This is a genomic window from Roseibium salinum, from assembly GCF_026240905.1.
Classification (GTDB): Bacteria; Pseudomonadota; Alphaproteobacteria; order Rhizobiales; family Stappiaceae; genus Roseibium; species Roseibium salinum.
In genome coordinates, this window is the sequence record NZ_JAPEVI010000003.1 from 245,129 (window position 1) to 269,756 (window position 24,628).

17 protein-coding genes and 2 pseudogenes are annotated in these 24,628 nt (G+C 62.2%); 16 read left to right on the top strand and 3 right to left on the bottom strand.

The genetic code is table 11. The annotated features are described in order from the left end of the window. Position 1: 1 nt before the first annotated feature. From ftsW to recN, 11 genes and pseudogenes are all read left to right on the top strand, one after another. Positions 2-1,159: a putative lipid II flippase FtsW gene (gene ftsW, locus ON753_RS05595; RefSeq protein ID WP_265961587.1), complete on the top strand. Its 1,158-nt coding sequence runs from the start codon at positions 2-4 to the stop codon at positions 1,157-1,159. 17 nt (positions 1,160-1,176) lie between these two features. Beyond that, positions 1,177-2,283, top strand: coding sequence for an undecaprenyldiphospho-muramoylpentapeptide beta-N-acetylglucosaminyltransferase (gene murG, locus ON753_RS05600; protein WP_265961588.1), 1,107 nt, complete (start codon positions 1,177-1,179; stop codon positions 2,281-2,283). Next, positions 2,280-3,680 (top strand): UDP-N-acetylmuramate--L-alanine ligase, encoded by a 1,401-nt coding sequence (gene murC, locus ON753_RS05605; protein ID WP_265961589.1) that lies wholly within the window; start codon positions 2,280-2,282, stop codon positions 3,678-3,680. The genes murG and murC overlap by 4 nt, the downstream gene beginning before the upstream one ends. Before the next feature lie 12 nt (positions 3,681-3,692). Further along, positions 3,693-4,664, top strand: a complete 972-nt coding sequence (gene murB, locus ON753_RS05610; RefSeq protein WP_265961590.1) for a UDP-N-acetylmuramate dehydrogenase — start codon at positions 3,693-3,695, stop codon at positions 4,662-4,664. Continuing rightward, positions 4,665-5,591, top strand: coding sequence for a D-alanine--D-alanine ligase (locus tag ON753_RS05615; RefSeq protein WP_265961591.1), 927 nt, complete (start codon positions 4,665-4,667; stop codon positions 5,589-5,591). Next, positions 5,579-6,493, top strand: coding sequence for a cell division protein FtsQ/DivIB (locus tag ON753_RS05620; protein WP_265961592.1), 915 nt, complete (start codon positions 5,579-5,581; stop codon positions 6,491-6,493). Before ON753_RS05615 ends, ON753_RS05620 begins: the two co-directional genes overlap by 13 nt. Next, positions 6,490-7,810 (top strand): annotated as a pseudogene (gene ftsA, locus ON753_RS05625) (cell division protein FtsA). Before ON753_RS05620 ends, ftsA begins: the two are co-directional and overlap by 4 nt. A gap of 115 nt (positions 7,811-7,925) precedes the next feature. Next, a complete protein-coding gene (gene ftsZ / locus ON753_RS05630; RefSeq protein ID WP_265961593.1) occupies positions 7,926-9,728 on the top strand; it encodes a cell division protein FtsZ in 1,803 nt (600 codons plus the stop codon). Positions 9,729-9,982: 254 nt separating this feature from the next. Continuing rightward, positions 9,983-10,927: a UDP-3-O-acyl-N-acetylglucosamine deacetylase gene (gene lpxC / locus ON753_RS05635; protein WP_265961594.1), complete on the top strand. Its 945-nt coding sequence runs from the start codon at positions 9,983-9,985 to the stop codon at positions 10,925-10,927. Positions 10,928-11,190: 263 nt separating this feature from the next. Beyond that, positions 11,191-12,008, top strand: a pseudogene (locus ON753_RS05640) (outer membrane protein assembly factor BamD). A 143-nt stretch (positions 12,009-12,151) separates the two neighbouring features. After that, on the top strand, positions 12,152-13,822 hold the full coding sequence (gene recN, locus ON753_RS05645; RefSeq protein ID WP_265961595.1) for a DNA repair protein RecN: 1,671 nt from the start codon (positions 12,152-12,154) through the stop codon (positions 13,820-13,822). Positions 13,823-13,865: 43 nt separating this feature from the next. Here recN and ON753_RS05650 read toward each other — a convergent pair whose 3' ends face one another. Then, the gene (locus ON753_RS05650) at positions 13,866-14,153 is read right to left on the bottom strand and encodes a hypothetical protein (protein WP_265961596.1); all 288 of its coding nucleotides are present in this window, start codon (positions 14,151-14,153) and stop codon (positions 13,866-13,868) included. A 145-nt stretch (positions 14,154-14,298) separates the two neighbouring features. Between ON753_RS05650 and ligA the strand changes: the two genes are divergently transcribed. From ligA to ON753_RS05665, 3 genes are all read left to right on the top strand, one after another. After that, complete coding sequence (gene ligA / locus ON753_RS05655; protein WP_265961597.1) at positions 14,299-16,452, top strand: NAD-dependent DNA ligase LigA; 2,154 nt, start codon at positions 14,299-14,301, stop codon at positions 16,450-16,452. 394 nt (positions 16,453-16,846) lie between these two features. Beyond that, positions 16,847-19,282: an ATP-dependent helicase gene (locus tag ON753_RS05660; protein WP_265961598.1), complete on the top strand. Its 2,436-nt coding sequence runs from the start codon at positions 16,847-16,849 to the stop codon at positions 19,280-19,282. A gap of 300 nt (positions 19,283-19,582) precedes the next feature. Then, a complete protein-coding gene (locus ON753_RS05665; RefSeq protein WP_265961599.1) occupies positions 19,583-20,410 on the top strand; it encodes an IS5 family transposase in 828 nt (275 codons plus the stop codon). Between the two features lie 148 nt (positions 20,411-20,558). Here the strand turns inward: ON753_RS05665 and ON753_RS05670 are convergent, their stop codons facing one another. Next, positions 20,559-21,149, bottom strand: a complete 591-nt coding sequence (locus ON753_RS05670; RefSeq protein WP_265961600.1) for a tetratricopeptide repeat protein — start codon at positions 21,147-21,149, stop codon at positions 20,559-20,561. Between the two features lie 138 nt (positions 21,150-21,287). Between ON753_RS05670 and ON753_RS05675 the strand changes: the two genes are divergently transcribed. After that, positions 21,288-22,178: a 50S ribosomal protein L11 methyltransferase gene (locus ON753_RS05675; RefSeq protein ID WP_265961601.1), complete on the top strand. Its 891-nt coding sequence runs from the start codon at positions 21,288-21,290 to the stop codon at positions 22,176-22,178. A gap of 177 nt (positions 22,179-22,355) precedes the next feature. On the opposite strand, the gene ON753_RS05680 is transcribed toward ON753_RS05675, so the two are convergent. Then, positions 22,356-22,562, bottom strand: coding sequence for a hypothetical protein (locus tag ON753_RS05680; protein WP_265961602.1), 207 nt, complete (start codon positions 22,560-22,562; stop codon positions 22,356-22,358). A gap of 239 nt (positions 22,563-22,801) precedes the next feature. On the opposite strand from ON753_RS05680, the gene ON753_RS05685 reads away from it, so the two are divergent. Continuing rightward, a complete protein-coding gene (locus tag ON753_RS05685) occupies positions 22,802-24,616 on the top strand; it encodes an aminopeptidase P family protein (protein WP_265961603.1) in 1,815 nt (604 codons plus the stop codon). Positions 24,617-24,628 lie beyond the last annotated feature (12 nt).

Below are 24,628 nucleotides of genomic sequence, written 5' to 3' on the forward strand. Positions count from 1 at the left end.
AATGGTATCACGTGCCGATCGCAGTCGGTTTGCTGAATGGCTCTGGACCGTCGATCACTACCTGCTCGCCTGCTTCGTCATGCTGATGGTCGGAGGCGTGGTCCTGTCCTTTGCCGCCAGTCCCCCTGTTGCCGAGCGCATCGGCGTTGAGACCTTCTTCTTCGTCAAGCGCCAGGCATTGTTCCTGATCCCCGCGCTCGGCGTCATGCTGGCCGGATCGCTCATGCCGCCGCGCATGGTGCGGCGCGCGGCGCTGATCGTGTTCGTGGTGTCGCTGGTCCTGCTGGTCGCGACGCTGTTTATCGGCATGGAAGCCAAGGGCGCCCGGCGCTGGATCTACTTCGCAGGCTTTTCCCTGCAGCCCTCGGAATTCCTGAAGCCCGCGTTCGTGGTGCTGATCGCCTTTCTGCTTTCCGAAAGCGGGCGGCGGCGGGAAGTTCCGGGCGTCCTCTTCGCATTCGTGCTGTTCGCCATTTGCGCGGCTCTGCTGATCGCACAGCCCGATTTCGGCCAGACCATGCTGCTCGGTCTCGTCTGGGCGGGCCTGTTCTTCCTCAACGGCATCTCCTGGCTGATCGTCGTGGCTCTCGGCCTGATCGGGGTCATCGGCCTGTTTGCCGCCTATGCCTTGCTGCCGCACGTGACGACCCGCGTCGACAGGTTCCTGGACCCGGGGTCGGGCGACACCTATCAGATCGATACGGCGATCGATTCCTTCCTGGCCGGCGGCTGGTTCGGGCGCGGGCCGGGGGAGGGTACGGTGAAACGCATTCTCCCGGACAGTCACACCGACTTCATCTTTGCGGTCGTCGGAGAAGAATTCGGGGTCATTGCCTGTCTGCTTCTGGTCTCCGTCTTCGCCTTCATCGTCATTCGCGGACTTCGCCATGCCAGCCGGGATCAGGACGCTTTCAGCCGCCTCGCGACAGCGGGACTGGTGGTCCTCTTCGGCCTGCAGGCGACCATCAATCTTGCCGTGAACCTTCATCTGATGCCTTCCAAAGGCATGACCCTGCCGTTCATTTCCTATGGCGGATCGTCGTTGTTGTCGTCTGCCATGACGGCCGGCGCGATTCTCGCTCTGACGCGCCGACGGCCCCAGACCTCCCGCGGGGAAGTCGTGACCGTGAGCCGGTTGTCACCCTCATCTTTAATGTAAGGCCAGAAGCCGAGCTTATGAGTAAGACAGTTCTATTGACGGCCGGCGGAACGGGCGGCCACCTGTTTCCTGCACAGGCACTTGCCAGCGAACTTCTCCGGCGCGGCTGGACCGTTGAACTTGCCACGGATGAACGGGCCGACAAGTACGGTTCGGCCTTTCCGGCGCGCAATGTCCATATCATCGCCTCGCAAACCATCCGGGCCCGCAATCCGCTGGCACTCGCCAGGACCGGGTTCAGTCTCCTGCGCGGCACGCTCCAGGCCCGCTCCGTCATCAAGACGCTGAAGCCGGATATCGTCGTCGGGTTTGGCGGATATCCGACCTTTCCGCCCATGTACGCCGCGCGCCTGACGGGTACGCCGTCGATCCTGCATGAGGCAAATGGCGTCATGGGCCGCGCCAACAAGCTTCTCGCCAGGGGGGTTACGGCGATTGCGTCCAGCGTGCCGCTCAGCGGCCTGCCGGCCGAGCTCGGCCAAAAGCTCGTCGAGACTGGCAACCCGGTGCGGGACGCCGTGTTGAACGCAGCCGAGCTTCCCTATTCGCCGCCGCGGCCGGGCGGCGAGTTCAAGCTGCTCGTCTTCGGCGGCTCTCAAGGGGCGAGGTACTTTTCCGACCTTGTGCCGCCTGCGGTCGAATTACTTGATGGAGACATCCGCTCGCGCCTCCGCATCGTCCAGCAGTGTCGGCCGGAAGACATGGAGCGGGTGCAGAAGGTCTATGACGGCCTGGGCGTTGCTGCCGAATGCGCGCCGTTCTTCCAGGACATGCCGCAGCGCATCGCCCAAGCCCATCTGGTGGTCTGCCGGTCGGGCGCGTCGTCCGTCAGCGAACTCAGCGTGCTCGGCCGCCCGTCGATCCTCGTGCCGCTGCCCGGCGCCATCGACCAGGACCAGGCTGCCAATGCGCAGGTCCTGGAAAAGGCCGGCGGCGCCTGGCCGATCCGGCAGGCGGACCTGACGCCTGATCGCCTTGCCGGCGAAATCGCCCAATTCATGAACGCGCCGGACAGGTTGGCGGAGGCTGCAGGGCATGCCCGCAGCGTCGCCAAACCGGACGCGGTGAAACGTCTTGCAGACCTGGTCGAAAAGGTCGCCAGAAAACAAGGAGAACGGCCATGAAGATGCCGCACGATATCGGACCGGTTCATTTTGTCGGAATCGGAGGGATCGGCATGAGCGGTATCGCCGAGGTCCTGAAGACCCTCGGCTATCAGGTGCAGGGATCCGACATGGCGGAAAATGCCAATGTGCAGCGCCTGCGGTCAAACGGCATTCCGGTCATGGTGGGCCATAGCGCCGACAATCTCGGCGATGCGGAGGTCCTCGTGGCCTCCTCGGCGATCAGGAAGGACAATCCGGAGCTGGTCGCCGCGCGCGAGAAGCTGATCCCGGTGGTCCGTCGTGCTGAAATGCTGGCCGAGCTGATGCGCTTCAAACAGGCGATCGCCGTCGGCGGCACCCATGGCAAGACCACGACGACCTCGATGGTGGCCGCGCTGCTGGATGCCGGCAATCTCGATCCGACGGTCATCAACGGCGGCATTATCAACGCCTATGGGACCAATGCCCGGATGGGTTCGGGCGACTGGATGGTGGTCGAGGCCGATGAAAGCGACGGCACCTTCGTCAAGCTTCCCGCCGACATTGCCGTGGTAACCAATATCGATCCGGAACATCTCGATCACTATGGCGACTTTGCCGGTGTCCGCACGGCGTTCCGGCAATTCGTGGAAAACGTGCCCTTCTACGGCTTTGCCGTGATGTGCCTGGATCATCCCGAAGTGCAGACCATGATCGGCACGATCGAGGACCGGCGCGTCGTCACCTACGGGACCAACCCGCAGGCAGACGTGCGTTTCACCAACGTCTCGATGGACGGCGGCAAATCGACCTTCTCCGTCACCATCCGTGATCGCCGCAGCGGTCAGGTGACCGAACTCGAGGATCTGGTCCTGCCAATGCCGGGCCTGCACAACGTATCGAATGCGACCGCGGCGATCGCAGTGGCATCACAGCTCGGCGTCGGGCCGGAGGATATCAAGAAGGGCATTGCGTCCTTCGGCGGCGTCAAGCGTCGTTTCACGCTGACCGGTTCGGTGGGCGGCGTTCAGATCTTCGATGATTACGGCCATCACCCGGTGGAGATCAGAGCCGTGCTGCACGCGGCCCGTGCGTCGACGGCCGGCAAGGTTATCGCGGTGATGCAGCCGCACCGCTACTCGCGCCTGTCCAGCCTGTTCGACGATTTCTCGAACTGCTTCAACGACGCCGATGCGGTGATCATCGCACCTGTCTACGCCGCGGGCGAGCAGATCATCGAGGGCGCCACGCATATCGACCTGGTCTCCGGCATGAAAACACGCGGTCACCGGAACGTGCGGGCGATCGAGGGGCCGGAGGAACTGCCGGGCCTCATCAAGGAACTCGCCGGACCCGGAGATTTCGTGGTCTGCCTCGGCGCGGGTAACATCACCCAGTGGGCCTATGCGCTGCCGAAACAACTCGAAGACCTCTGAGGGAGACTTTGCATGAGTTTCCCCAATCTTCTCGAACTCCATCCGCACCTTGTCGAAGGCATCCGCGGCAGGCTGACGGCCAACCAGCCGCTGTCGACCGTCACCTGGTTCCGCACGGGAGGGCCGGCGCAACTGATGTTTCAGCCGGCCGACGAGGATGACCTGTCGCTGTTTCTCAAGAAACTGCCAAAGGACGTTCCGGTTCTCCCGGTGGGCCTCGGATCCAACCTGCTCATCCGCGACGGCGGGCTGGAAGGGGTCGTGATCCGGCTGAGCGCCAAGGGCTTCGGGGCGATCGAGGAGATCGGCAATGGCCGAATCAGGGCCGGTGCCGCGGTGCCGGACAAGCGCCTGGCCGAGGCAGCCGCAAAGGCCGGCCTCGGGGGTTTTGCCTTTTACACAGGAATTCCTGGTGGCCTCGGCGGAGCTTTGCGCATGAACGCGGGAGCGCACGGGACCGAAACCTGCCAGCGGATGGTTGAACTCACCGCCTACGATCGCGGCGGCAGCCGCCATGTGCTGACGAATGCGGACATGGGCTATGCCTACCGCCATTCTTCCGCCTCCGGGGACCTGATATTCACGTCCGCGGTATTTGAAGGCGTTCCGCAGGACGAGGCGGCGATCCGCCGGGAAATGGCGGATGTCGTCGAGCACCGGGAAAAGGCCCAGCCGATCCGGGAGAAGACCGGCGGTTCCACCTTCAAGAACCCGGCCGGGACTTCGGCCTGGAAGGAAATCGATGCAGCCGGCTGCCGCGGACTGACCGTCGGCGGAGCGCAGATGTCCGAAATGCACTGCAATTTCATGATCAACACGGGTGAGGCGAGCGGCCACGATCTGGAACTGCTCGGCGAGACCGTGCGGGCGCGGGTGCTGGCCAATAGCGGCATCCGGCTCGAATGGGAAATCAAGCGTCTCGGACAGTTCGGGGCACAGGAAAAAATCGAACCGTTTTTGGGACAGGAAGGGGAGGCTGCGTAAATGGCCAGACAACACGTTGCCGTATTGATGGGCGGCTGGGTGAACGAACGCCCGGTCAGCCTGGCAAGCGGCAGGGAGTGCGCAAGCGCCCTGGAAGAGGCCGGTTACAAGGTCACCTGCATCGACGTGGACCGGGATATTTCCGCGGTGCTCAAGAAACTGAAGCCGGATGTGGCCTTCAACGCATTGCACGGTCCTTACGGCGAGGACGGCTGCGTTCAGGGAATCTTAGAGTTTCTTAACATCCCCTATACACATTCCGGCGTGTTGGCTTCGAGCCTTGCGATGAACAAGGTGAAGGCCAAAGCGGTGATGGCGGCGGCGGGGATTCCGGTCACGGAACACCTTGTCGTGAACCGCCACGACATCCAGCGCGAACATCCGATGGCGCCGCCATACGTGCTGAAGCCGATCAACGAAGGGTCGAGCTTCGGGGTCCTGATTGTCAAGGAAGATCAAGAGTTTCCGCCCCAGGAGCTGAGCCGTGCGGACTGGCCGTACCCGGATGTCCTGATGTGCGAAAAGTTTATCGACGGCCGGGAACTGACCTGCGCGGTCATGAACGACAGGTCGATCGGGGTCATCGACATCGTTCCGGTGGGGCATGGCTTCTACGATTATGATGCAAAATATGTAGAAGGCGGTTCAAAACACATTCTTCCTGCAAAAATTTCACCGATTGTTTACCAAACCATAGAGACACTAGCGGTTAAGGCGCATCAGGCTTTGGGTTGCCGCGGCGTATCCCGGGCCGATTTCCGTTTCGACGAGAAACAAGACGGAAGCGGCGAACTGATTTGCCTTGAAGTGAACACGCAACCAGGCATGACGCCAACCTCTCTAGTGCCGGAACTGGCGGCCTATCAGGGGATGAGTTTCAAGGATCTGGTTAGTTGGATGGTTGAGGACGCAAGTTGCTGTCGCTAGGTCGCAAACACAAACGCAATGCACTGACCCCGCTGGAGGCCGAACTGGCTCCGCGCGGGCGCGGCGTTGCGCGTTTGCACCGTCAGCCGGTATGGCGCGCCGCCGGGCGACTGGCGGAACTGCCGCAGTGGACGGGGTCTGCTGCCGCACTTGGTTTCTTAACCTTAACAATTGGTTATGGAATAGTCATAGGGGGGCACGGCCGCATCGTTTCCGATGCGCTGCTGTCCGCCGCAGGCTTCGGCATCGAAGCGGTGAAGCTTTCCGGCCAGAGCGAAATCAACGAATTCCAGATACTCGAAGCGCTGGAAATCCACGAAGGCTCGTCCCTGGCGCTGTTCGACGCGGACACCGCGCGCGAGCGCCTGAACCAGATGGCCTGGGTGAAGAACGCCTCGGTGATGAAACTCTATCCGAGCACGCTCCAGATCAGGATCGAGGAGAAGGTTCCCTATGCGTTGTGGCAGCGTGGGGATCTGGTCTCGATCGTAAACGAATCAGGTGAGGTCATCACAGATCAGGTCGACGGCCGCTACGCCAACCTGCTGCTGGTGGTCAATCACGGCGCTCAGCGCCGGGCCGCGGAAATCAATACCGCGCTGGCAAAGGTGCCGGAGCTGCGCCCGCGCGTGCGCGCCGCATTCCTGATCAGCGAACGCCGCTGGGATCTGCAACTGGAAAACGGCATTTCCGTTCGCCTGCCGGCTGAAAACGTCGATGCCGCGCTGGCTGACCTGGTGAAAATGGATGAGGAGAGTGCTCTGCTGTCCCGTGACATCGTGGCGATCGATATGCGCCTGGCAGACCGGGTGACCGTACGTTTGTCGCCCGAGGCGGCTGAACAGCGCAAGGTCATGACCGGCGGCACCGGCGGCGCCGGTTGGAAGGAGCGGGATACATGAGCGGTTCCGGAAGCCTTCTTTACCTGCCAAAAATGCGGCCGCTGCCGAGCCGGCGTGCGGTCATCATGTCGGTTCTCGACGTGGGATCGACCAAGGTCTGCTGCCTGATCGCCAAGCTGGTGCCGCGCGAAGAGAAGTCCATTCTCTCCAGCCGCTCCCACAAGGTGGAAGTGCTTGGCTACGGCTATCAGCGCTCGCGGGGGATCAAGTCCGGTGTCGTGGTCGACATGGATGCCGCCGAGCAGGCCATTCGCCTGGCCGTCGACAGTGCCGAGCGCATGGCGGGTGTGACGGTCGAGTCGCTGATTTCCAATATCAGCTGCGGCCGCCTGCAGAGCGAGATTTACAGCGCCAGCGTGCCGCTTGCCGGCGACAGCGTTTCGGAGGCCGATATCCAGCGGGTTCTGTCCGCCGGCTCCAGCCATTCGGTCACTGACGGCCGGGCAGTCACCCACGCGCTGCCGATATCCTATTCGCTGGACGGTAGCCGCGGCATTCGTGATCCGCGCGGCATGATGGGGCACAAGCTTGGTGTGGAGATGCAGGTGGTGACGGCGGAGATCCCACCGGTCCGCAACCTGGAACTGTGCATCAACCGCGGGCACCTGCATGTGGAGACCATGGTGGCAACGCCCTTTGCCAGCGGGCTTTCCACCATTGTCGACGACGAAGCGGAGCTTGGCGTTGCCTGCATCGACATGGGCGGCGGCACGACCACCCTGTCGGTTTTTGTTGATGGCCAGATGGTTCACCTCGACGCGATTGCCGTTGGCGGTAATCATGTCACCACCGATATCGCCCGCGCTTTTGCGACTCGTCTCCAGGACGCAGAGCGCCTGAAAACTCTTTACGGCTCGCCGCTGACCTCCAGCTCCGACGACCGTGACCTGCTCACGGTGCCGCCGCTGGAAAGCGATGGCGACTTGCCGAACCAGATTCCGCGCTCGGCCCTGACCCGGGTCATTCGTCCGCGCGTGGAAGAGATCCTTGAACTCGTGAGAGATCGCCTGATCGCATCCGGCTTTGCCGGTCGTGTCGGCAAGCAGATCGTGCTGACAGGGGGGCAGTCAGCTCACAGGTCTTGGAGAAGTTGCGCGTCACATCCTGGGGCGCAACGTCCGTCTTGGCCGGCCGCTAGGCGTCGCCGGTCTTCCCGAGGCTGCCAAAGGTCCGGCATTCGCCGCCGCGGTGGGTCTCTTGATTTATCCGCAAGTCGCCCAGATCGAGCAGTTCGAACACAAGAACCGGAGATCGGCGTGGAGCGGACAATCTGGTTACCTGGCCCGCGTGGGCCAGTGGATCAGGGAAAGCTTCTGACGATATGAGCCAAGAAGACGACAGCCAGGAATTGGAACTGCCAGGAATGGCAGAGGAATTTAGGGAAGAAGAGGGTTCCCCCGCATCGGGGGTGCCAGTGGGTCGCGAGGAAAACATGACCATTAACCTGAAGATGCCCGATATTCAGGAGCTGAAACCGCGCATTACGGTTTTCGGCGTCGGCGGCGCGGGCGGAAACGCCGTCAATAACATGATCACAGCTGGCCTCCAGGGCTGCGACTTCGTCGTTGCCAACACGGATGCCCAGGCTCTTGCCATGAACCAGTCCGAACGACTCGTCCAGATGGGCGTGGCCGTCACGGAAGGCCTTGGCGCGGGCTCTCAGCCTGAAGTCGGCTCTGCCGCGGCTGAAGAGGTGATCGACGAGATCAACGACCACCTGTCCGGATCGCACATGGTGTTCATCACCGCCGGCATGGGTGGCGGCACCGGCACCGGCGCTGCCCCGGTCATTGCCCGCGCGGCACGCGAACAGGGCATCCTGACCGTCGGCGTCGTCACAAAGCCGTTCCAGTTCGAAGGTGCCCGCCGCATGCGCATTGCGGATTCCGGCATCGAAGAGCTGCAGCGCAGTGTCGATACGCTGATCGTCATTCCGAACCAGAACCTGTTCCGGATCGCCAATGCACAGACCACCTTCGCCGACGCATTCGCGATGGCCGACCAGGTGCTCTATTCCGGTGTTGCCTGCATCACCGACCTGATGGTGAAGGAAGGTCTCATCAACCTCGACTTTGCCGATGTCCGCTCCGTAATGCGCGGCATGGGCAAGGCCATGATGGGCACCGGTGAAGCCAGCGGCGAGAAGCGCGCGCAGCAGGCGGCCGAAGCGGCAATCGCCAACCCGCTTCTCGACGAATCGTCGATGAAGGGCGCCAGGGGCCTGCTGATTTCCATCACGGGCGGCAATGACCTGACGCTGTTCGAAGTGGATGAAGCGGCCACCCGCATTCGCGAGGAAGTCGACGCCGACGCCAACATCATCCTTGGCGCGACCTTCGACGAAACCCTCGACGGAATCATCCGCGTCTCCGTGGTTGCCACCGGCATTGACAGGGAGGAAGGCCTGGCGGCCAACACCTTTCCCGGACAGTCAGCACAGTACGTGAAAAGCGAGGCGCCTGCAGCCAGCCGTCCGCCGGAAATCACCACGTCCAAGTCCCATGCCGCAACCGGCAAGGCAAATGCCCAGGATGCGGCAGCCAAGGCTGTTGCCAGCCTGGAAAAGGAGCTGGCAATTCCCGAGCCCCAGTCCGTGTCCGTCGCCAGCGATCCGGATGTGGAAATCAAGCGCGTCCAGCCGTCGAGCGGAAGCTTCAACGACAAGTCCGCGCTGATGGACGTTGGAGAGGATCTGCCGGGGCCGGTTGCCGAGGACACACCTGTCAGCCAGCCATACATCCCGCCGGTCGCCGAACACCACAACCCGGCGCCGCGCATGCCGCGCGTGGAGGACTTCCCGCCGATCGCTCAGCGTGAAATCCGGGCTCAGCAGGCCGCTTCGACCAGCACCCAGCCGGCCCGGCCGCAGCCGCAGCAGCAGGCACCCGCTCCGCAGCAGTTTTCCGCAGCACAGCCGCAACAGGCCGCTCCCGCGGAATTCTATGACGAGCATGATGACGAAGACCGGCGTCCGATGGGGCTTCTCCGGCGTCTTGCCAGCGGCTTGAGCCGCCGGGAGGAAGAGGAAGAGCATGAAGGCGCGCCGGTTGCCCGCACCGCGCCGCAAATGCAGCCTGCGTCCCAGCCGGCTCCGCGTGCGCCGCAGGCGCGGCCGTCTGCCCAGGGCGCGGCCGGACAGTTGGATGGAACGGGCCGTGCATCGCCGAAGCCCGTCAACTCCACCGAGGACGAACAGTTGGAAATACCGGCGTTTCTCCGCCGTCAAGCCAACTGATTCGCAGCGCGATCTTCTTCCCTGATCGCAGCAGCCCGGAGCCTTTGCTCCGGGCTGTTTCCGTTGCGGCATCGAAACGGCTGTCTTATCAGTGCCTTGGGGTCCTGTGGATCGTTACAAAACGTAATAAAGCTTTATTTCGCTCTTCCAGGCATCGGGACTATGTTCGCGGCAATTCATGATCGTGAAAAGTCCGTATGTTCAGCACGTGAATCCCGGATTTCTCCCGGTCATAACCGGAAGGGCAGGGCCTTATGACCACATATGTAGACCGACAGACAACGCTTGCCGATCAGGTGACCCTGACTGGAATCGGTGTCCATTCGGGGGAACCCGCGTCGATCACACTGTTGCCCGCCGACGCAGGTGTCGGGATCATATTCACCCGGACCGACCAGGAGACGTCCACAGAGGTTCCCGCCCTTTGGAACAAAGTCTCCGCGACAGCGCTCTGCACGGTTCTGGGCGATCCGTCCAAGGAAGGGGTTTCCACAGTCGAACATCTCATGGCCGCCCTGTTCGGCATGGGCATCGACAACGTGATCGCTGAAATCGACGGGCCGGAAATGCCGATCATGGACGGCAGCAGCAAGGCATTCGTGGATGCCATCGAGCAGGTCGGAGTGAAGAAGCTCGACCGCGGCCGCCGCTATCTCAAGATCAAGAAAACCGTGCGGGTCGACAATGGCGGCGCCTGGTGTGAACTGCATCCTCACAGCGGCACGAAGTTCGACATCACCATCGATTTCGATACGCCGCTTATCGGCCGTCAGCAATTCGTATCCGACCTGACGCCGGAAGTGTTCCGTGAGGATCTGTGCCGTGCGCGCACCTTCGGCCGCGTGAAGGACGTCGAACAGCTGTGGAAGATGGGCTTTGCCCTGGGCTCGTCCCTGGAAAACTCGGTTGCCATTGGCGACGACAAGGTTCTCAATCCGGAAGGCACGCGCTGGCCGGATGAGTTCGCACGTCACAAGGCCCTCGATGCCGTTGGCGATCTTGCCCTGGCGGGCCTGCCGATCCTGGGCCTTTACCGGTCCTACAAGGGCGGCCACAAGATGAACCATTCCATTCTCGTGAAGCTTTTCGAGGATCCGAGCGCCTTTGAAATCGTCGAGGCACCGGCCTACCGCCAGGTGGGGCAGGTGGAAAAGGGCGGCCTTGCAGCCGCTGCCGCCTTCGGCCCGGATGTTTCCTGACCGGTTATTGAGGCCGCTTGTCCGAAGCGGCCATTTTCATTTCCGCGGAAATCGGCACAATTTGGTTGCTCTGCCATAAATTTGCTCAAAAAAACCGTCAGATGGCCGATCAGGGCGTGACGGGGACAGGTGATTTCCGCTAAACACTCCTGTCGATAAATCAGGTGGCCTTATTGAAAAGGGCCCGGATGGGCCTGCAGGGGCTCGGGAGTATAGGCGTGAACGGAATGGGTACCGGTTCTGACGTGAGCAGAGCCAAGCGTATGAAAATCCTTTTGAGAATGGCCGTCTTGGCAACGCCAATCCTCCTTGCGGCCTGTAGCGGCAAGGATGACCTGGACGACCTGGCCCTGAACGACACGCCGCCGGAAGTTCTCTTCAACGAAGGACTGGCGTTGCGCGCGCAGGGCAAGTTGCGCGACTCCACCGAGAAGTTCGAAGAGCTCGACAAGCTCTATCCCTATTCCGAGTATTCCAAGAAGTCGCTCGTCAACCTGGCCTTCCTGAATTACTCGCGCGGCAAATACACCGAGGCGGTGAACGCTGCGAGGCGGTTCGTGACCCTTTATCCGGGGGACGAGGATTCCGCCTACATGCTCTACATCGCCGGGCAGAGCTATTTCCGTCAGATGCCGGACATCACCCGCGATCAGGCGGTGACGAAAAAGGCGGCATCCGCCTTTAACGAGCTGATCCAGCGCTTCCCCGAATCCGAATATGTGCCGGATGCGGAAGAGAAGCTGCGGATCGTGCACGACCAGCTGGGCGGCAAGGAAATGCAGGTCGGCCGCTACTATCTCAACAAGCGCAACTACATTGCCGCCATCAACCGCTTCAAGACGGTCGTGCTCGAATATCAGACCACGCGCCACGTCGAGGAAGCCCTGTTCCGCCTGACCGAATCCTATTACGCGCTTGGCGTCGTCAGCGAAGCGCAGACCGCCGCGGCGGTGCTTGGCCACAACTATCCGGACAGCCAGTGGTACAAGGACGCCTATTCCCTTCTTAACAAGGGGGGTACGAGCCTTCCGAAGATAGCGGCAGCTGGATCAGCCGGGCGTTCAGCAGCCTCAGGACCTGACGGTTTTCCGCCGCTTTCCGCCTTGCAGCGGCGCAGCGTTCATGAGCTCTGCCATTTTGTGAAGCAACGGCCTCGCAGGCTCTGGAAAGACGGCTCGGTTCTCCTGTATGGTGAGCCGCGCCGAATCTGAGGAGCATCCCTACATGCTGGTCACGCTGTCTATTCGTGACATCGTACTCATCGACCGTCTTGACCTTGACTTCACCGCAGGAATGTCGGTTCTCACCGGCGAAACCGGTGCGGGTAAATCCATCCTTCTCGATTCTCTGTCGCTGGCTCTTGGGGCCCGCGGCGATGCGGATCTCGTCCGTCACGGCGAGGCCCAGGGACAGGTGACTGCCGTTTTCGATGTCGCCGCGGACCATCCGGTTCGGGCGCTCCTGCGAGACAATGATGTGGTCGATGACGGGGACGTGATCCTGCGCCGTATTCAGACGGCGGACGGGCGCACGCGCGCCTTTGTCAACGACCAGCCGGTCAGTGCGGGTCTATTGCGGCAGGCGGGGTCTCTCCTGGTCGAGATCCACGGCCAGCACGACGACCGGGCCCTGGTCGATCCCGACAGCCACCGGGCGCTTATCGATGTATTTGGCGGGTTGACGGGCGATGTGGACGCCGTCGGCCGCGCCTATACGGCGTTCAGGGCAGCGGAAAAGGCTGTGAGCGACCACGAGAAGCGCATCGAATCGGCCCGCAACGAGGCAGACTTCCTGCGTGCGGCGGTCGACGAACTGAGCACCCTCAAACCTCAGGCGGGTGAAGAGGAACAGCTGGCGACCCGGCGTGCCGACATGATGCGGGTGGAAAAAATCGCCGGTGATCTCGCCGAGGCCTTCGAAACGCTCAACGGCTCCGCATCCCCGATGCCGGAACTTGCCAGTCTGCTGCGCCGGCTCGAGCGCAAGACGGATCAGGTGCCGGATCTTCTGGGACAGCCGGTCAGGACACTGTCCGAGGCGCTCGACCTTTTGGAGGAAACGCGCGCCGGGCTGGAAAGCGCATTACGGGAGACGGAGTTCGACCCGCACGAACTGGAAGCGGCCGAAGAACGCCTGTTTGCCCTTCGCGCGGCTTCGCGCAAATACTCCGTGCCGGTCGACGAACTTGCTGCCCTTTGCGAGCGCATGGCCGGTGATCTCTCCGATCTCGATGCGGGAGAGGACAAGCTCGCGGCTCTCGTCAAGGCGGCTGCGGCAGCTCGTTCGGACTATGACAAAAAGGCCGCCGCTCTATCGGGCAAGCGCACAAAGACCGCCAAGGCCCTGGAAAAATCGGTCGAGGCCGAACTTCCGGACCTGAAGCTGGAGCGTGCCCGGTTCATCGTTGAATTGCAGAGCGATCCGGAAAGCCGCGGCCGCTCCGGTATCGACCAGCTGGAATTCCACGTTCAGACAAACCCGGGAACCAGAGCGGGGCCGATCATGAAGGTCGCCTCCGGCGGCGAACTGTCCCGGTTCCTTCTGGCGCTGAAAGTGTCTCTGGCCGACAAGGGGTCGGCTCCCACGCTCGTTTTCGACGAAATCGACACCGGCGTCGGCGGTGCGGTCGCCGAGGCCATCGGCGTGCGCCTTGCGCGTCTGGCCGACAATGTTCAGGTCCTCACCGTTACCCATGCGCCGCAGGTCGCGGCCCGCGCGGAAGGCCATTTCCTGATTGTCAAGGAACCGACGACGCCGGACCGGGTCGCGACGCGGGTCAAGCGTATCGACGAGGGGCACAGGCGTGAGGAAATCGCCAGAATGCTGGCTGGCAGCGTGATCACCGACGAGGCGCGTGCCGCGGCCGGCAAGCTGCTCACGGAAACGGCGGGATAGCCGAAGCCTCCCGCCGCATTCACGCATCTGTGCGTAAGAAAACTTACTGCCCGTCTGCCGGCGTAGCCGGCTCGGGTGCTGCGGGTTCGGGTGCAGCAGGTTCGACACCCGTCCCGGAGCCGGAATCCGTATCGCCCGCCGGTGCGGTTCCGCTGTCCGTGCTCGGGGCGTTCATTTCAATGCTGACGCTGTCGCCCGTGCCAAAGTAGCCGTTCGCATAGAGCACTCCACCGATAATCAACACCACTATCAGGGCACCGGCGATAAACCATCCGGCACCACTGCCGCTCGATTTTTCGACATAGTGGGTTTCGCGGTCATGTTCAGCCATTTCGACCTCCTGAGTCTTCCGGCAAGTCCGACAGTAAATGTTACAGTTGGCGCATGAACGCTTGAGCACACGGATAGGTTCCGCTATCCGATTGAAACCGGTTATCAAATCCGCTCCATCCGCTGACATAATCCGTGAAGACATCATGACCGACACCTCAACCGCCCAGATCGATGTTACCGACCTCACCCTGGAAGAAGCGCAGGTTGAGCTGAAACGGCTGGCAGCCGAAATCGCGGAGCATGACCGGCGCTACCATCAGGAAGATGCGCCGAGTATTTCCGATGCGGACTATGATGCTCTCAGGCGCCGCAATTCGGAAATCGAGGCCCGCTTCCCGAACCTCATCGTGCCTGAAAGCCCGTCCGCCCGGATCGGGGCGGCTCCCGCGTCCGGATTCGGCAAGATCACGCACCGCGTGCCCATGCTGTCTCTCGACAATGCCTTCAGCGACGACGACGTGCGGGACTTTGTCGGCCGGGTGCGAAGGTTCCTGAAGCTCGATCCGCTGATGGGCACGCTTGCGGTGACGGCGGAGCCAAAAATCGACGGCCTGTCCCTGTCCCTGCGCTATGAGAACGGCAAGCTGGTCCATGCCGCCACGCGGGGCGACGGCACAACGGGCGAAAACGTGACCGAGAATGCAAAGACCATCAAGGACATACCGGTGACGCTCTCGGGCAGCGTTCCGGAGGTTGTGGAAGTGCGCGGCGAAGTCTACATGGCGCACAAGGATTTTCAGGCGCTGAACGAACGGATGGCCGCCAATGGCGGCAAGATCTTCGCCAATCCGCGCAACGCCGCTGCCGGGTCCCTTCGCCAATTGAAACCCGAAATCACCGCCTCGCGGCCGCTGAGATTCTTTGCCTATTCCTGGGGCGAAATGAGCGACATGCCGGAAGACACGCAATCCGGCATGGTCAGCCAGCTCGAGGCCTGGGGGTTTCAGGTCAATCCGCTCATGAAACGCTGCGAAACCGTGGAAGAACTCATTGCCGTCTACCACTCCATCGAAGAGGGGCGGGCACAGCTCGACTACGACATCGACGGGGTCGTCTACAAGGTTGACCGGCTCGACCTGCAGGAGCGCCTGGGCTTCGTCTCCCGCTCGCCGCGCTGGGCGATCGCCCACAAGTTCCCGGCGGAGCAGGCCTATACCATCCTCAACGAGATCGAGATCCAGGTCGGCCGTACCGGGGCCCTGACGCCCGTTGCCAAACTGGAGCCGATCACGGTCGGCGGTGTGGTGGTTTCCAACGCGACCTTGCACAACGAGGACTATATCAAGGGCATCGGCCAGGATGGCGAACCGATCCGGGAGGGCAAGGATCTGCGCATCGGTGACACGGTGAAAATCCAGCGCGCGGGCGACGTCATTCCGCAGATCGTCGATGTCGATCTGGAAAAACGCCCCGAGGGCGCCAGCCCCTACGAGTTTCCGACCGTTTGTCCTGCCTGCGGCAGCCACGCGGTGCGCGAGGAGAACGAGAAGACCGGCCGCGTCGATGCGGTGCGCCGCTGCACCGGTGGGCTGATCTGCCCCGCGCAGGCAACGGAAAAGCTGAAGCACTTCGTGTCTCGCAATGCCTTCGACATCGAAGGATTCGGCGACAAGCAGGTGGATGCCTTCTACAGGGACGGCCTGGTCATGTCCCCCGCGGACATCTTCACCCTGGAAGAACGCGACAAGCGCAGCCTCACGAAACTGCGCAACCGTGAGGGTTGGGGCGCCGTTTCGGCGCAGAACCTGTTCGAGGCCATCAATGCCCGTCGCGAGATCGACCTCCACCGCTTCATCTTCGCGCTCGGCATCCGCCATGTCGGCGAGGGCAATGCCAAGCTGCTGGCGCGGGCCTACGGCTCCTGGGACGCATTCTACGCGGCGATGAAGGCTGCTCACGACCCGGACGGCGAGGCCTATGCCGAGCTCAACGACATCGACGGCATCGGCCGGATCGTTGCCGATGCTCTGGTGGAGTTCTTCGCGGAACAGCACAACCGGGAACAGCTTGAGGCGCTGCTCGAGCAGGTGACGCCGAAGGAAGCCGAAAAGATCGACGCCTCCGGTTCTCCCGTCGCCGGCAAGACGGTGGTCTTCACCGGTTCCCTGGAACGCATGACCCGGGACGAGGCCAAGGCCATGGCCGAACGCTACGGGGCCAAGGTATCCGGCTCGGTCTCCGCGAAGACCGATCTGGTCGTGGCGGGTCCGGGTGCCGGATCGAAACTGAAAAAGGCGCAGGATCTGGATATCGACGTGATTTCCGAGGACGACTGGTTCGATCTGGTCGGGGCGTGAGGGTTCCCCGAACCTGTCGTTGTCGTCCCGGTTTGGCGTTGGCGAGGACAGGAGGTCCGCCAACCCCGTCCGTTGATCCGAAAGCGCCCGGCATTATCCGGTCCCAGCGTGCAGGGATGACAATCCGGTGGACTATCGTTAGAGCTGGGGGTGTGGGCTTCTGAAGCTTCGCCAAGGACATGGGCGCGGCATCTCTTGTCCCCACCAAATCCCGCTATCCGGCCTCGCCAGCGCCGGGTTGTTGCTATATTGTTCTCAGCCGAGTATCTGCTCCGCATTGTGTTTGCGTGCAGACCTGACGCCAGAACTGATTTAGATCGATCAACCCGTCTGCTTTTGCGCGCGCACCTGAAAGCAGGTTGATCTGGAGCTCTAAGAACCGGACCAGTGAACCATGGCAGACCCGAACGGGTATGACGATTCATTCGACGATCCCTTTCAGCCGGTCGGCACACGGATAGAGTCCGCGCCCGTGCCGGCGAGGCGGGAAGGCGGGATTGCCGCGCGGGCCATGGCGGCACGGGGAGCGCCCTCCGATTATCTTGCCGGTCTCAACCCGGAGCAGCGCCAGGCCGTGGAAACGACGGAAGGGCCGCTTCTGGTGCTGGCCGGGGCCGGCACTGGCAAGACCCGGGTCCTGACGACGCGCATCGCCCATATCCTGGCGACCGGCCGGGCGCGGCCGTTCGAAATCCTGGCGGTGACCTTTACCAACAAGGCCGCGCGGGAGATGAAGGAACGCATTGCGGGCTTTGTCGGCGGCAATGTGGAGGGCATGGCCTGGCTCGGCACGTTCCACTCCATCTGCGTCAAGATCCTGCGCAAACATGCCGAGCTTGTCGGCCTGAAATCCAGTTTCTCCATTCTCGACACGGACGACCAGATCCGCCTGATCAAGCAGATCATCCAGGCCGAGGGGCTGGACGACAAGCGCTGGACGGCACGCGCCTTCGCCGGCATTCTCGACGGCTGGAAGAACCGGGCGCTCGGTCCGGAGGACATTGCGGAAGGCGAGGCGCGGGCGTTTGCAAACGGCAAGGGCCGCAAGCTCTACCGCGAGTATCAGGAGCGCCTGTCGATCCTGAATGCCGCGGATTTCGGCGATCTGCTGCTGCATGTGATCACGCTGTTCAAGAAGCACCCCGATGTCCTGAAGGACTACCAGCGCCGCTTCCGCTACATGCTGGTGGACGAGTATCAGGATACCAACGTTGCGCAGTATCTGTGGCTGCGTCTGCTCGCCCAGGGCAATCCCAATGTCTGCTGTGTCGGCGACGACGACCAGTCGATCTATGGCTGGCGTGGGGCGGAGGTCGACAACATCCTGCGCTTCGAGCATGACTTCAAGGGCGCGACAGTCATCCGCCTGGAGCGCAATTACCGCTCGACCAGCCACATCCTGGCGGCGGCATCCCATCTGATCTCCTTCAACGAGGGCCGGCTCGGCAAGACGCTTTTCACGGATTTTTCGGAACCCGACCACGATCTGGTGTCGGTCGCCTCCGTGTGGGATTCCGAAGAAGAAGCCCGGACGATCGGCGAGGAAATCGAAGCGCTGCAGACCAAGGGCCATTCTCTCAACGAGATGGCGGTTCTGGTGCGCGCCTCCTTCCAGATGCGCTCGTTCGAAGATCGTTTCGTCACCCTCGGTCTCAACTATCGGGTCATCGGCGGTCCGCGCTTTTACGAGCGCCTGGAAATCCGCGATGCCATGGCCTATTTCCGCTGCGTCGTGCAGCCGTCTGACGATCTCGCCTTCGAGCGGATCGTCAACACGCCGAAACGGGGCCTGGGCGAGGCCACGATCAAGCTGGTGCACGGGGTCGCCCGGGCCGAGCGCATCCCGCTCATGCAGGCGGCCAGCCAGTTGATCGACACGGAAGAACTGAAGCCCAAGCCGCGCAATGCGCTGAAAAACGTGCTCGACAATTTCGACCGCTGGCGGCGCCAGCTGGAGCAGATGAAACATACCGAGTTGGCTGAAATCATCCTGGACGAAAGCGGTTACACGGAAATGTGGCGTCAGGACCGCTCCGCCGAAGCGCCCGGGCGGCTCGACAACCTGAAGGAACTGATCCGCTCGATGGACGAGTTCGAATCCATGACCGGGTTCCTGGAGCATATCTCCCTGGTGATGGACCGGGACAGCGCCGATGCGACGGATGCCGTGTCGATCATGACGCTGCACTCCGCCAAGGGGCTGGAATTCGACACCGTCTTTCTGCCGGGCTGGGAAGAGGGGCTGTTCCCGCACCAGCGCTCGCTCGACGAGAGCGGCCGGGCGGGGCTGGAGGAAGAGCGCCGCCTTGCCTATGTCGGCATTACCCGTGCCAAGAAGCGCGCCAAGATCTATTTCGCTTCCAACCGGCGCATCCATGGCCAGTGGCAGTCCTCCCTGCCGTCCCGCTTCTTGGACGAGCTGCCGGTGGATCATGTGGAGATCGCCGAACCGTCGACCAGCTACGGTGGATATGGGGGTGGCGGTTACGGGCCGTCCCGTTTCGACAGTCACGATCCGTTCGATACCGGAAGCTATTCAACGCCGGGCTGGAAGAGGGCTCAGAGGGCCCGGTCATCCGAGGGGTTTTCCGAGGGCGGGCGCGGCTATCAGTCGGCACGCATGAAACGCCAGGGACCGCTCACCATCGAGGGCGAACTGGTCGCCAAATCCGTCAGCGATACGCCGTCCGAATACTCCCTCGGCGAGCGGGTGTTTCACATCAAGTTCGGATACGGGGCGATCAAGTCGATCGAGGGCAACAAACTGACCATCGATTTCGAAAAGGCCGGCGTCAAGAAGGTCATCGACAGCTTTGTCGAGCGGCACTGACGGGTTGCAGGTGTCACCAGGCGCCCATCTGTTCGGGATGTGCCTATGTGGCATTTCCGCAAATTGTCCGGTGAAACATTTCAGATGTAGAGCCTGACAGCCAGGCCAATTCTGCCCCACCTCCCCACAGGCCTCATGCTGAGGAGGGCCTTCTGGCCCGTCTCGCAGCATGGACGCGGAGCAAGCGGCGCATCCTTCGAGACGCGAGCAGGCTCGCTCCTCAGAGACTGGCCCGAAATGTATTGAGTGATCCCGGCCGCTTGTGATTCCGTTATTGCGCTAACAGAACGGAGCTTCACCATGTGGACCGAGATCACCCGTGCCAACTATGAGCGTCGTGGCCAGCGTTACGCAAGCGATCTGACGAACGAAGAGTGGGATTTGATCGCGCCTCATCTTCCGGAGAGGCGAGAGCGTGGGAGGCCGCGCACAACGTCGCTTCGGGAAGTGGTCAACGCGATCCTCTATCTGCTGCGTACGGGCTGCCCCTGGCGCTTTTTGCCAAGTGATTTTCCGCCGCGCTCGACTGTCCAGAGATACTTTTATGCGTGGCGTGACAATGAGTTATGGCGTGGGTTGAACCGGCGGATAGTGGAGCAGCACCGACAAGCGCAGGCACGCAGTGCCACTCCGTCCGCCGGTGTGATCGACAGCCAGAGCGTGGCAACGACCCAAGTCGGCGGGCCACGAGGCCTTGATCCCTTCAAGCGCATCAAGGGTCGCAAGCGTCACATCGTCACCGATACAGACGGGCTCGTTCTGGACGTTCTGGTGCATCCCGCCAATATCCAGGACGTGCACGCAGCTGTGCCGCTGCTGCAAAGCCTGCGGCGGATCTATCCCGATCTTACTCATATCTTCGCCGATCGCGTCTACCGTGGCCCGAAGCTTCTGGAAAAGCTCAAGGATTGCGGGCCATGGTCGATCGAAATCGTGCAACGGCCACCTGGGGTCAAGGGATTTGCGCTCCTGCCAAGACGATGGGTTGTTGAGAGAACCTTTGCCTGGTTCGGCCGACGCAGACGCCTTGCAAAAGACTTTGAAGCAAAACAGGAAACCCAAACCGCTTGGATCTATATCGCAAACATCGAACTAATCATCAGGCGACAGGCAAAGCTAACAAAATGAGTTTCGAGTCAGACTCTCAGGATGAGGTCGGTGGGAGGCGGCGTACGTTCAGCGGGGCTTACTCAGACGATCATCCCCGGCGTAGCTCCGGATATTCTGTCGCGCGGTTCACGCCGAGAGCATCTTCGTCCCCGAGCTTTTCCGACAGCTACAGCTCCACTCCCTCCGGCTCGATCAGCATGTGGCGTTCCTTCAGGAAGGGATGGATCTCGACCGCCTGCCTGAGGGCCTCCTGAGCGGGTTGTACCCGCCCCAACGTCATCAGGATGATGGCCTTCCCGGACAGGGCGCCGAAATGGCGGGGCTCCAGGGCAAGCGCGCGTTCCGCATCCTCGAGGCTGGCCTCGTAATTGCCCTGCAGAAACAGGACAAAGGCGCGCTGGTTCCAGCCCTCGGAATAGTCGGGAACTTCTTCGACCACCTCGTCGAGCAGGTCCTTGGCGCCCTGGAAGTCATAGGAGTCGCGCCGGCGCATGGCGGTGTCGATCTTCTCCCGGATTTCCGGTGTCGGCGCCGCGTCCAGCCAGGAGTGCCAGATATCATCCTCGATCTTTCGGGCTTCCTCCTCGTTCGCCGCCTTTTTCAGCGCTTCGAACAACTCGTCCTGATACTCCGTTGCATGGGATGCGGCCGGCAGCACGGCAAGGCAAAGGACGGTGAGGATCAAGAGAAGCGACAGAAAAGCCGCCCGGTGGTCGGTGGGGCGGTGCGTGTCGATGCGTGGTTCACAAAGCGTCATCGGTCTCTTCCTTCGTCTTGTGAAAGAAATGGAGCAGCGCGCCGTTTTGCCCAGTCTGCCGTGGTTCACTCTGGCGTGTCCGCAAGCTTGCGGCTATACCGCTCGCCTTGAACCAAATTACGAAGGGCGCAATCGGTCATGAAAACCATCCGGGTGCGGATCACCGCCGAAGAACTGGAAGCCAAGCGGATTTCGGACATTCTGGAACGCGCGTTCGAGGACGAGGGCAATCCGGTGACCATTTACGAGGTCTCACCGGACGGCAGGCTGTGGGCCGCCGAGGTACTGCTGTTCGACGCGGAGCCGGACGCCGCGATGGAGACCGTTCGCGACCGGGTCGGGGCGGATGCCTTTGCCGCGCCGATGGAGGCGGAAGAACTCCCGGACATCAATTGGGTGGAAAAGAGCCTCGAAGGCCTCAAGCCCGTGCGGGCGGGCCGGTTCGTCGTGCATGGAAAGCATGACCGCCACAAGGTGCCGGCCGGCGCCATCGCCCTTGAGATCGAGGCGGCGCTTGCCTTCGGTACCGGACATCACGGGACCACCGCAGGATGCCTCGAGGAGATCGACCGGCTGCTGTCCTTGCGTGAATATGACAGCATCCTGGATCTTGGTACCGGCACGGGCGTTCTGGCGATCGCGGCGGCCCTGAAGGCGAAAACGCCGGTTCTGGCAACGGATATCGATCCGGTCGCCACCCAAACAGCCCTGGCAAACGCACGGTTCAACGATGCGGGGCATCTGGTGCGGGTGTTCACTGCCAATGGCATGGACGACCGGCGGTTTCGGCTTTACGGGCCGTTTGATCTCATCATCGCCAATATCCTGGCACGGCCGCTGATGAAAATGGCGAAGTCCATCGGCGCGCGCGCGGCACAGACCGCTACGCTCGTCCTGTCCGGCCTCAGGATCGAGGACGGCCCGCGCATCCTGTTTGCCTATGGCTGCCAGGGATTTGTGCTGGACAGACGCCGGGAAAAGGACGGCTGGCTGACGCTGACCCTCGTCCGGGGCCGCAAGACCGCGTGAGGAAGCGCATGGCGCGGACCCGGGACGGAGACCATTGAATTCCGGTGTCCCTCGAAAACAGGATGAACCACGCAGGCCAACCGACTGAAAAACAAAAAGCCTGCCGGAAATCCTGGCAGGCTCTTTGTTTGCACGGTGCTTTAAGTCCGCAGTCCCGCCCTGGCGGGACCGAGAGGCTTAGAATGCGCTGGGGGCAGTGCCTTCGCGCTCAAGCTGCTTGCGGTTGTAGCCATGTGCTGCCAGCGTCGCGTCGTCGAGCGAGAGAAGGTAACCGTTGACGTAGCGGCGCGCCTGAACGGAGCGAGCTTCAATCATGCGGTCAAATGCCCGGCGCATGAAGTTGCTGCCGCCGGCACGGGTTGAAGTGGTGGTTGCGATGGTCATGTGATCAGTCCCTTTTTGAAGTTCAAGAGCTTCCCTAGGGAGAACGTCTTTTTCTGTCTTGTGCACCTTATATGCCGACTTGCTCCGCCATCCGGTAGGCTTCCAAACGCATGACAGCCTTGCGTATTTCGCATATGCGAAGAAATATGTTGCGCTGCGATATGATTTTGAGTTTCTCCGCCCGTCCCGGACGATTATCCCGCTTGATCGATCGCCGCGGGCAAATTACCGTTCGGCTCATGTTTCAGAACTTTGACGATCTCAGCGATCCCTCCTGTGGAGCGCCGCATGCAGCGCTTCTAAGGGCCGAACTTTCCCGCCGTGGCCTCGACGGTTTTCTGGTTCCGCGTGCCGACGCCCATCAGGGTGAATACGTGCCGCCGCATGACTGCCGGCTGCAATGGCTGACCGGCTTCACCGGCTCTGCCGGGATGGCTGCGGTGCTCGGCGACAGTGCCGCCATCTTTGTCGACGGGCGCTACACGATCCAGGTGCGCGAACAGGTGGATATGGATGTGTTCCCGGCGCAGCACCTGATCAACGAACCGGTTACCGACTGGCTGGCGGCAAGGCTGAAACCGGGGCAGAAACTCGGCATCGACGCCATGCTTCATACGGTCCGGGATGTCCGCCGCCTGAAGAAGGTGTGCGAGGACGCGGGGGCGGAACTGGTGACGCTGGACGACAATCCGATCGACAGCGTCTGGCAGGACCGCCCGGCACCGCCTGTCGGGCAGGTTTCCCTCTATGCGGTCGAACTTGCCGGTCGGTCCGCACGTGAGAAAATCGCCGAGATCCAGTCCACCCTGGCCGACAAGAAGGCAGATGCCTGCGTGCTGACCCAGCCGGACTCGATCGCCTGGCTGTTCAATATCCGCGGTTCGGATGTCAGCCACACGCCGCTGCCGCTTTCCTTCGCGACGGTGCCGGCCGACGGCAAGCCTTCGCTTTACATCGACGGTCGCAAGCTTTCCAACTCGGTGCGCGATGCGCTCGCGGAGCTGACGGATCTGGCGGAGCCGGACGATTTCAAGCAGGGACTGACAACACTCGGCAAGGCGGGGTCCAGGGTCATGATCGATCCCGCCCTGGCGGGGGTCGGCATCGCGGATGCGATCACCGGGTCGGGCGGAACCTTGATGGAAGCCCAGGATCCGGTTCTCCTGCCCAAGGCGATCAAGAACGAGACCGAACTGAAGGGCGCCCGGGCCGCACACCTGCGCGATGCCGCGGCATTTGTCGGTTTCCTTTACTGGTTCGACCAGGAGGCCGTGAAGGGCGATCTGGACGAGATCGGCGCCGCGGAAAAGCTGGAGGAGTTTCGCCGGGCAACGGGGGACCTGAAGGACATCTCCTTCGACACGATATCCGGGGCGGGGCCGAACGGGGCGATCTGCCATTACCGGGTCAGCCGCACCAGCAACCGGAAAATTCCGGTCGGCAAACCTTTCCTGATCGATTCGGGCGCCCAGTACGAAGACGGCACCACCGACATCACCCGCACGCTGGCCGTCGGGGAGATGACCGCGGAGATGAAAAGGCACTACACGCTGGTGCTGAAGGGGCATATCGCCATCTCCACGGCGAGGTTCCCGGGAGGGACCACGGGCGCGCAGCTCGACACGCTGGCGCGGATCGAGCTGTGGAAAGCCGGGCTCGACTTCGACCACGGCACCGGTCATGGCGTCGGTGCCTATTTGAGCGTCCATGAAGGGCCGCAGCGGATCGCCAAGACCGGAACCGTGCCGCTGAAGCCGGGCATGATCCTCTCCAACGAGCCGGGCTATTATCCCGCCGGCGAATACGGGATCCGCCTGGAGAACCTGGAGATCGTGACGCAGGCAAGAGACATCCCGGGGGGCGAGCGGCCGATGCTCGGCTTCGAAACGATCACCTTGGTCCCCATGGATTTGCGCCTGGTGGACGTGCCGCTGCTGACGCTGGACGAACGGAACTGGTTGAACGGCTACCATGAGACGGTCCGCGAAGAGATCGGACCGCTTGTCGGGGCCAGGGAGCGAATCTGGCTCGAACACGCGACCAAGGCGATTTAAAACAGCGCATCG

Coding starts and splice junctions, on each gene's coding strand:
- ON753_RS05675 (WP_265961601.1), top strand. CDS start 21,288: ATGAAAACCATCCGGGTGCGGATCACCGCCGAAGAACTGGAAGCCAAG.
- ON753_RS05680 (WP_265961602.1), bottom strand. CDS start 22,562: ATGACCATCGCAACCACCACTTCAACCCGTGCCGGCGGCAGCAACTTC.
- ON753_RS05650 (WP_265961596.1), bottom strand. CDS start 14,153: ATGGCTGAACATGACCGCGAAACCCACTATGTCGAAAAATCGAGCGGC.
- murC (WP_265961589.1), top strand. CDS start 2,280: ATGAAGATGCCGCACGATATCGGACCGGTTCATTTTGTCGGAATCGGA.
- lpxC (WP_265961594.1), top strand. CDS start 9,983: ATGACCACATATGTAGACCGACAGACAACGCTTGCCGATCAGGTGACC.
- ON753_RS05665 (WP_265961599.1), top strand. CDS start 19,583: ATGTGGACCGAGATCACCCGTGCCAACTATGAGCGTCGTGGCCAGCGT.
- ON753_RS05670 (WP_265961600.1), bottom strand. CDS start 21,149: ATGACGCTTTGTGAACCACGCATCGACACGCACCGCCCCACCGACCAC.
- murG (WP_265961588.1), top strand. CDS start 1,177: ATGAGTAAGACAGTTCTATTGACGGCCGGCGGAACGGGCGGCCACCTG.
- ligA (WP_265961597.1), top strand. CDS start 14,299: ATGACCGACACCTCAACCGCCCAGATCGATGTTACCGACCTCACCCTG.
- ON753_RS05660 (WP_265961598.1), top strand. CDS start 16,847: ATGGCAGACCCGAACGGGTATGACGATTCATTCGACGATCCCTTTCAG.
- ftsZ (WP_265961593.1), top strand. CDS start 7,926: ATGACCATTAACCTGAAGATGCCCGATATTCAGGAGCTGAAACCGCGC.
- ON753_RS05685 (WP_265961603.1), top strand. CDS start 22,802: ATGTTTCAGAACTTTGACGATCTCAGCGATCCCTCCTGTGGAGCGCCG.
- ON753_RS05615 (WP_265961591.1), top strand. CDS start 4,665: ATGGCCAGACAACACGTTGCCGTATTGATGGGCGGCTGGGTGAACGAA.
- ftsW (WP_265961587.1), top strand. CDS start 2: ATGGTATCACGTGCCGATCGCAGTCGGTTTGCTGAATGGCTCTGGACC.
- murB (WP_265961590.1), top strand. CDS start 3,693: ATGAGTTTCCCCAATCTTCTCGAACTCCATCCGCACCTTGTCGAAGGC.
- recN (WP_265961595.1), top strand. CDS start 12,152: ATGCTGGTCACGCTGTCTATTCGTGACATCGTACTCATCGACCGTCTT.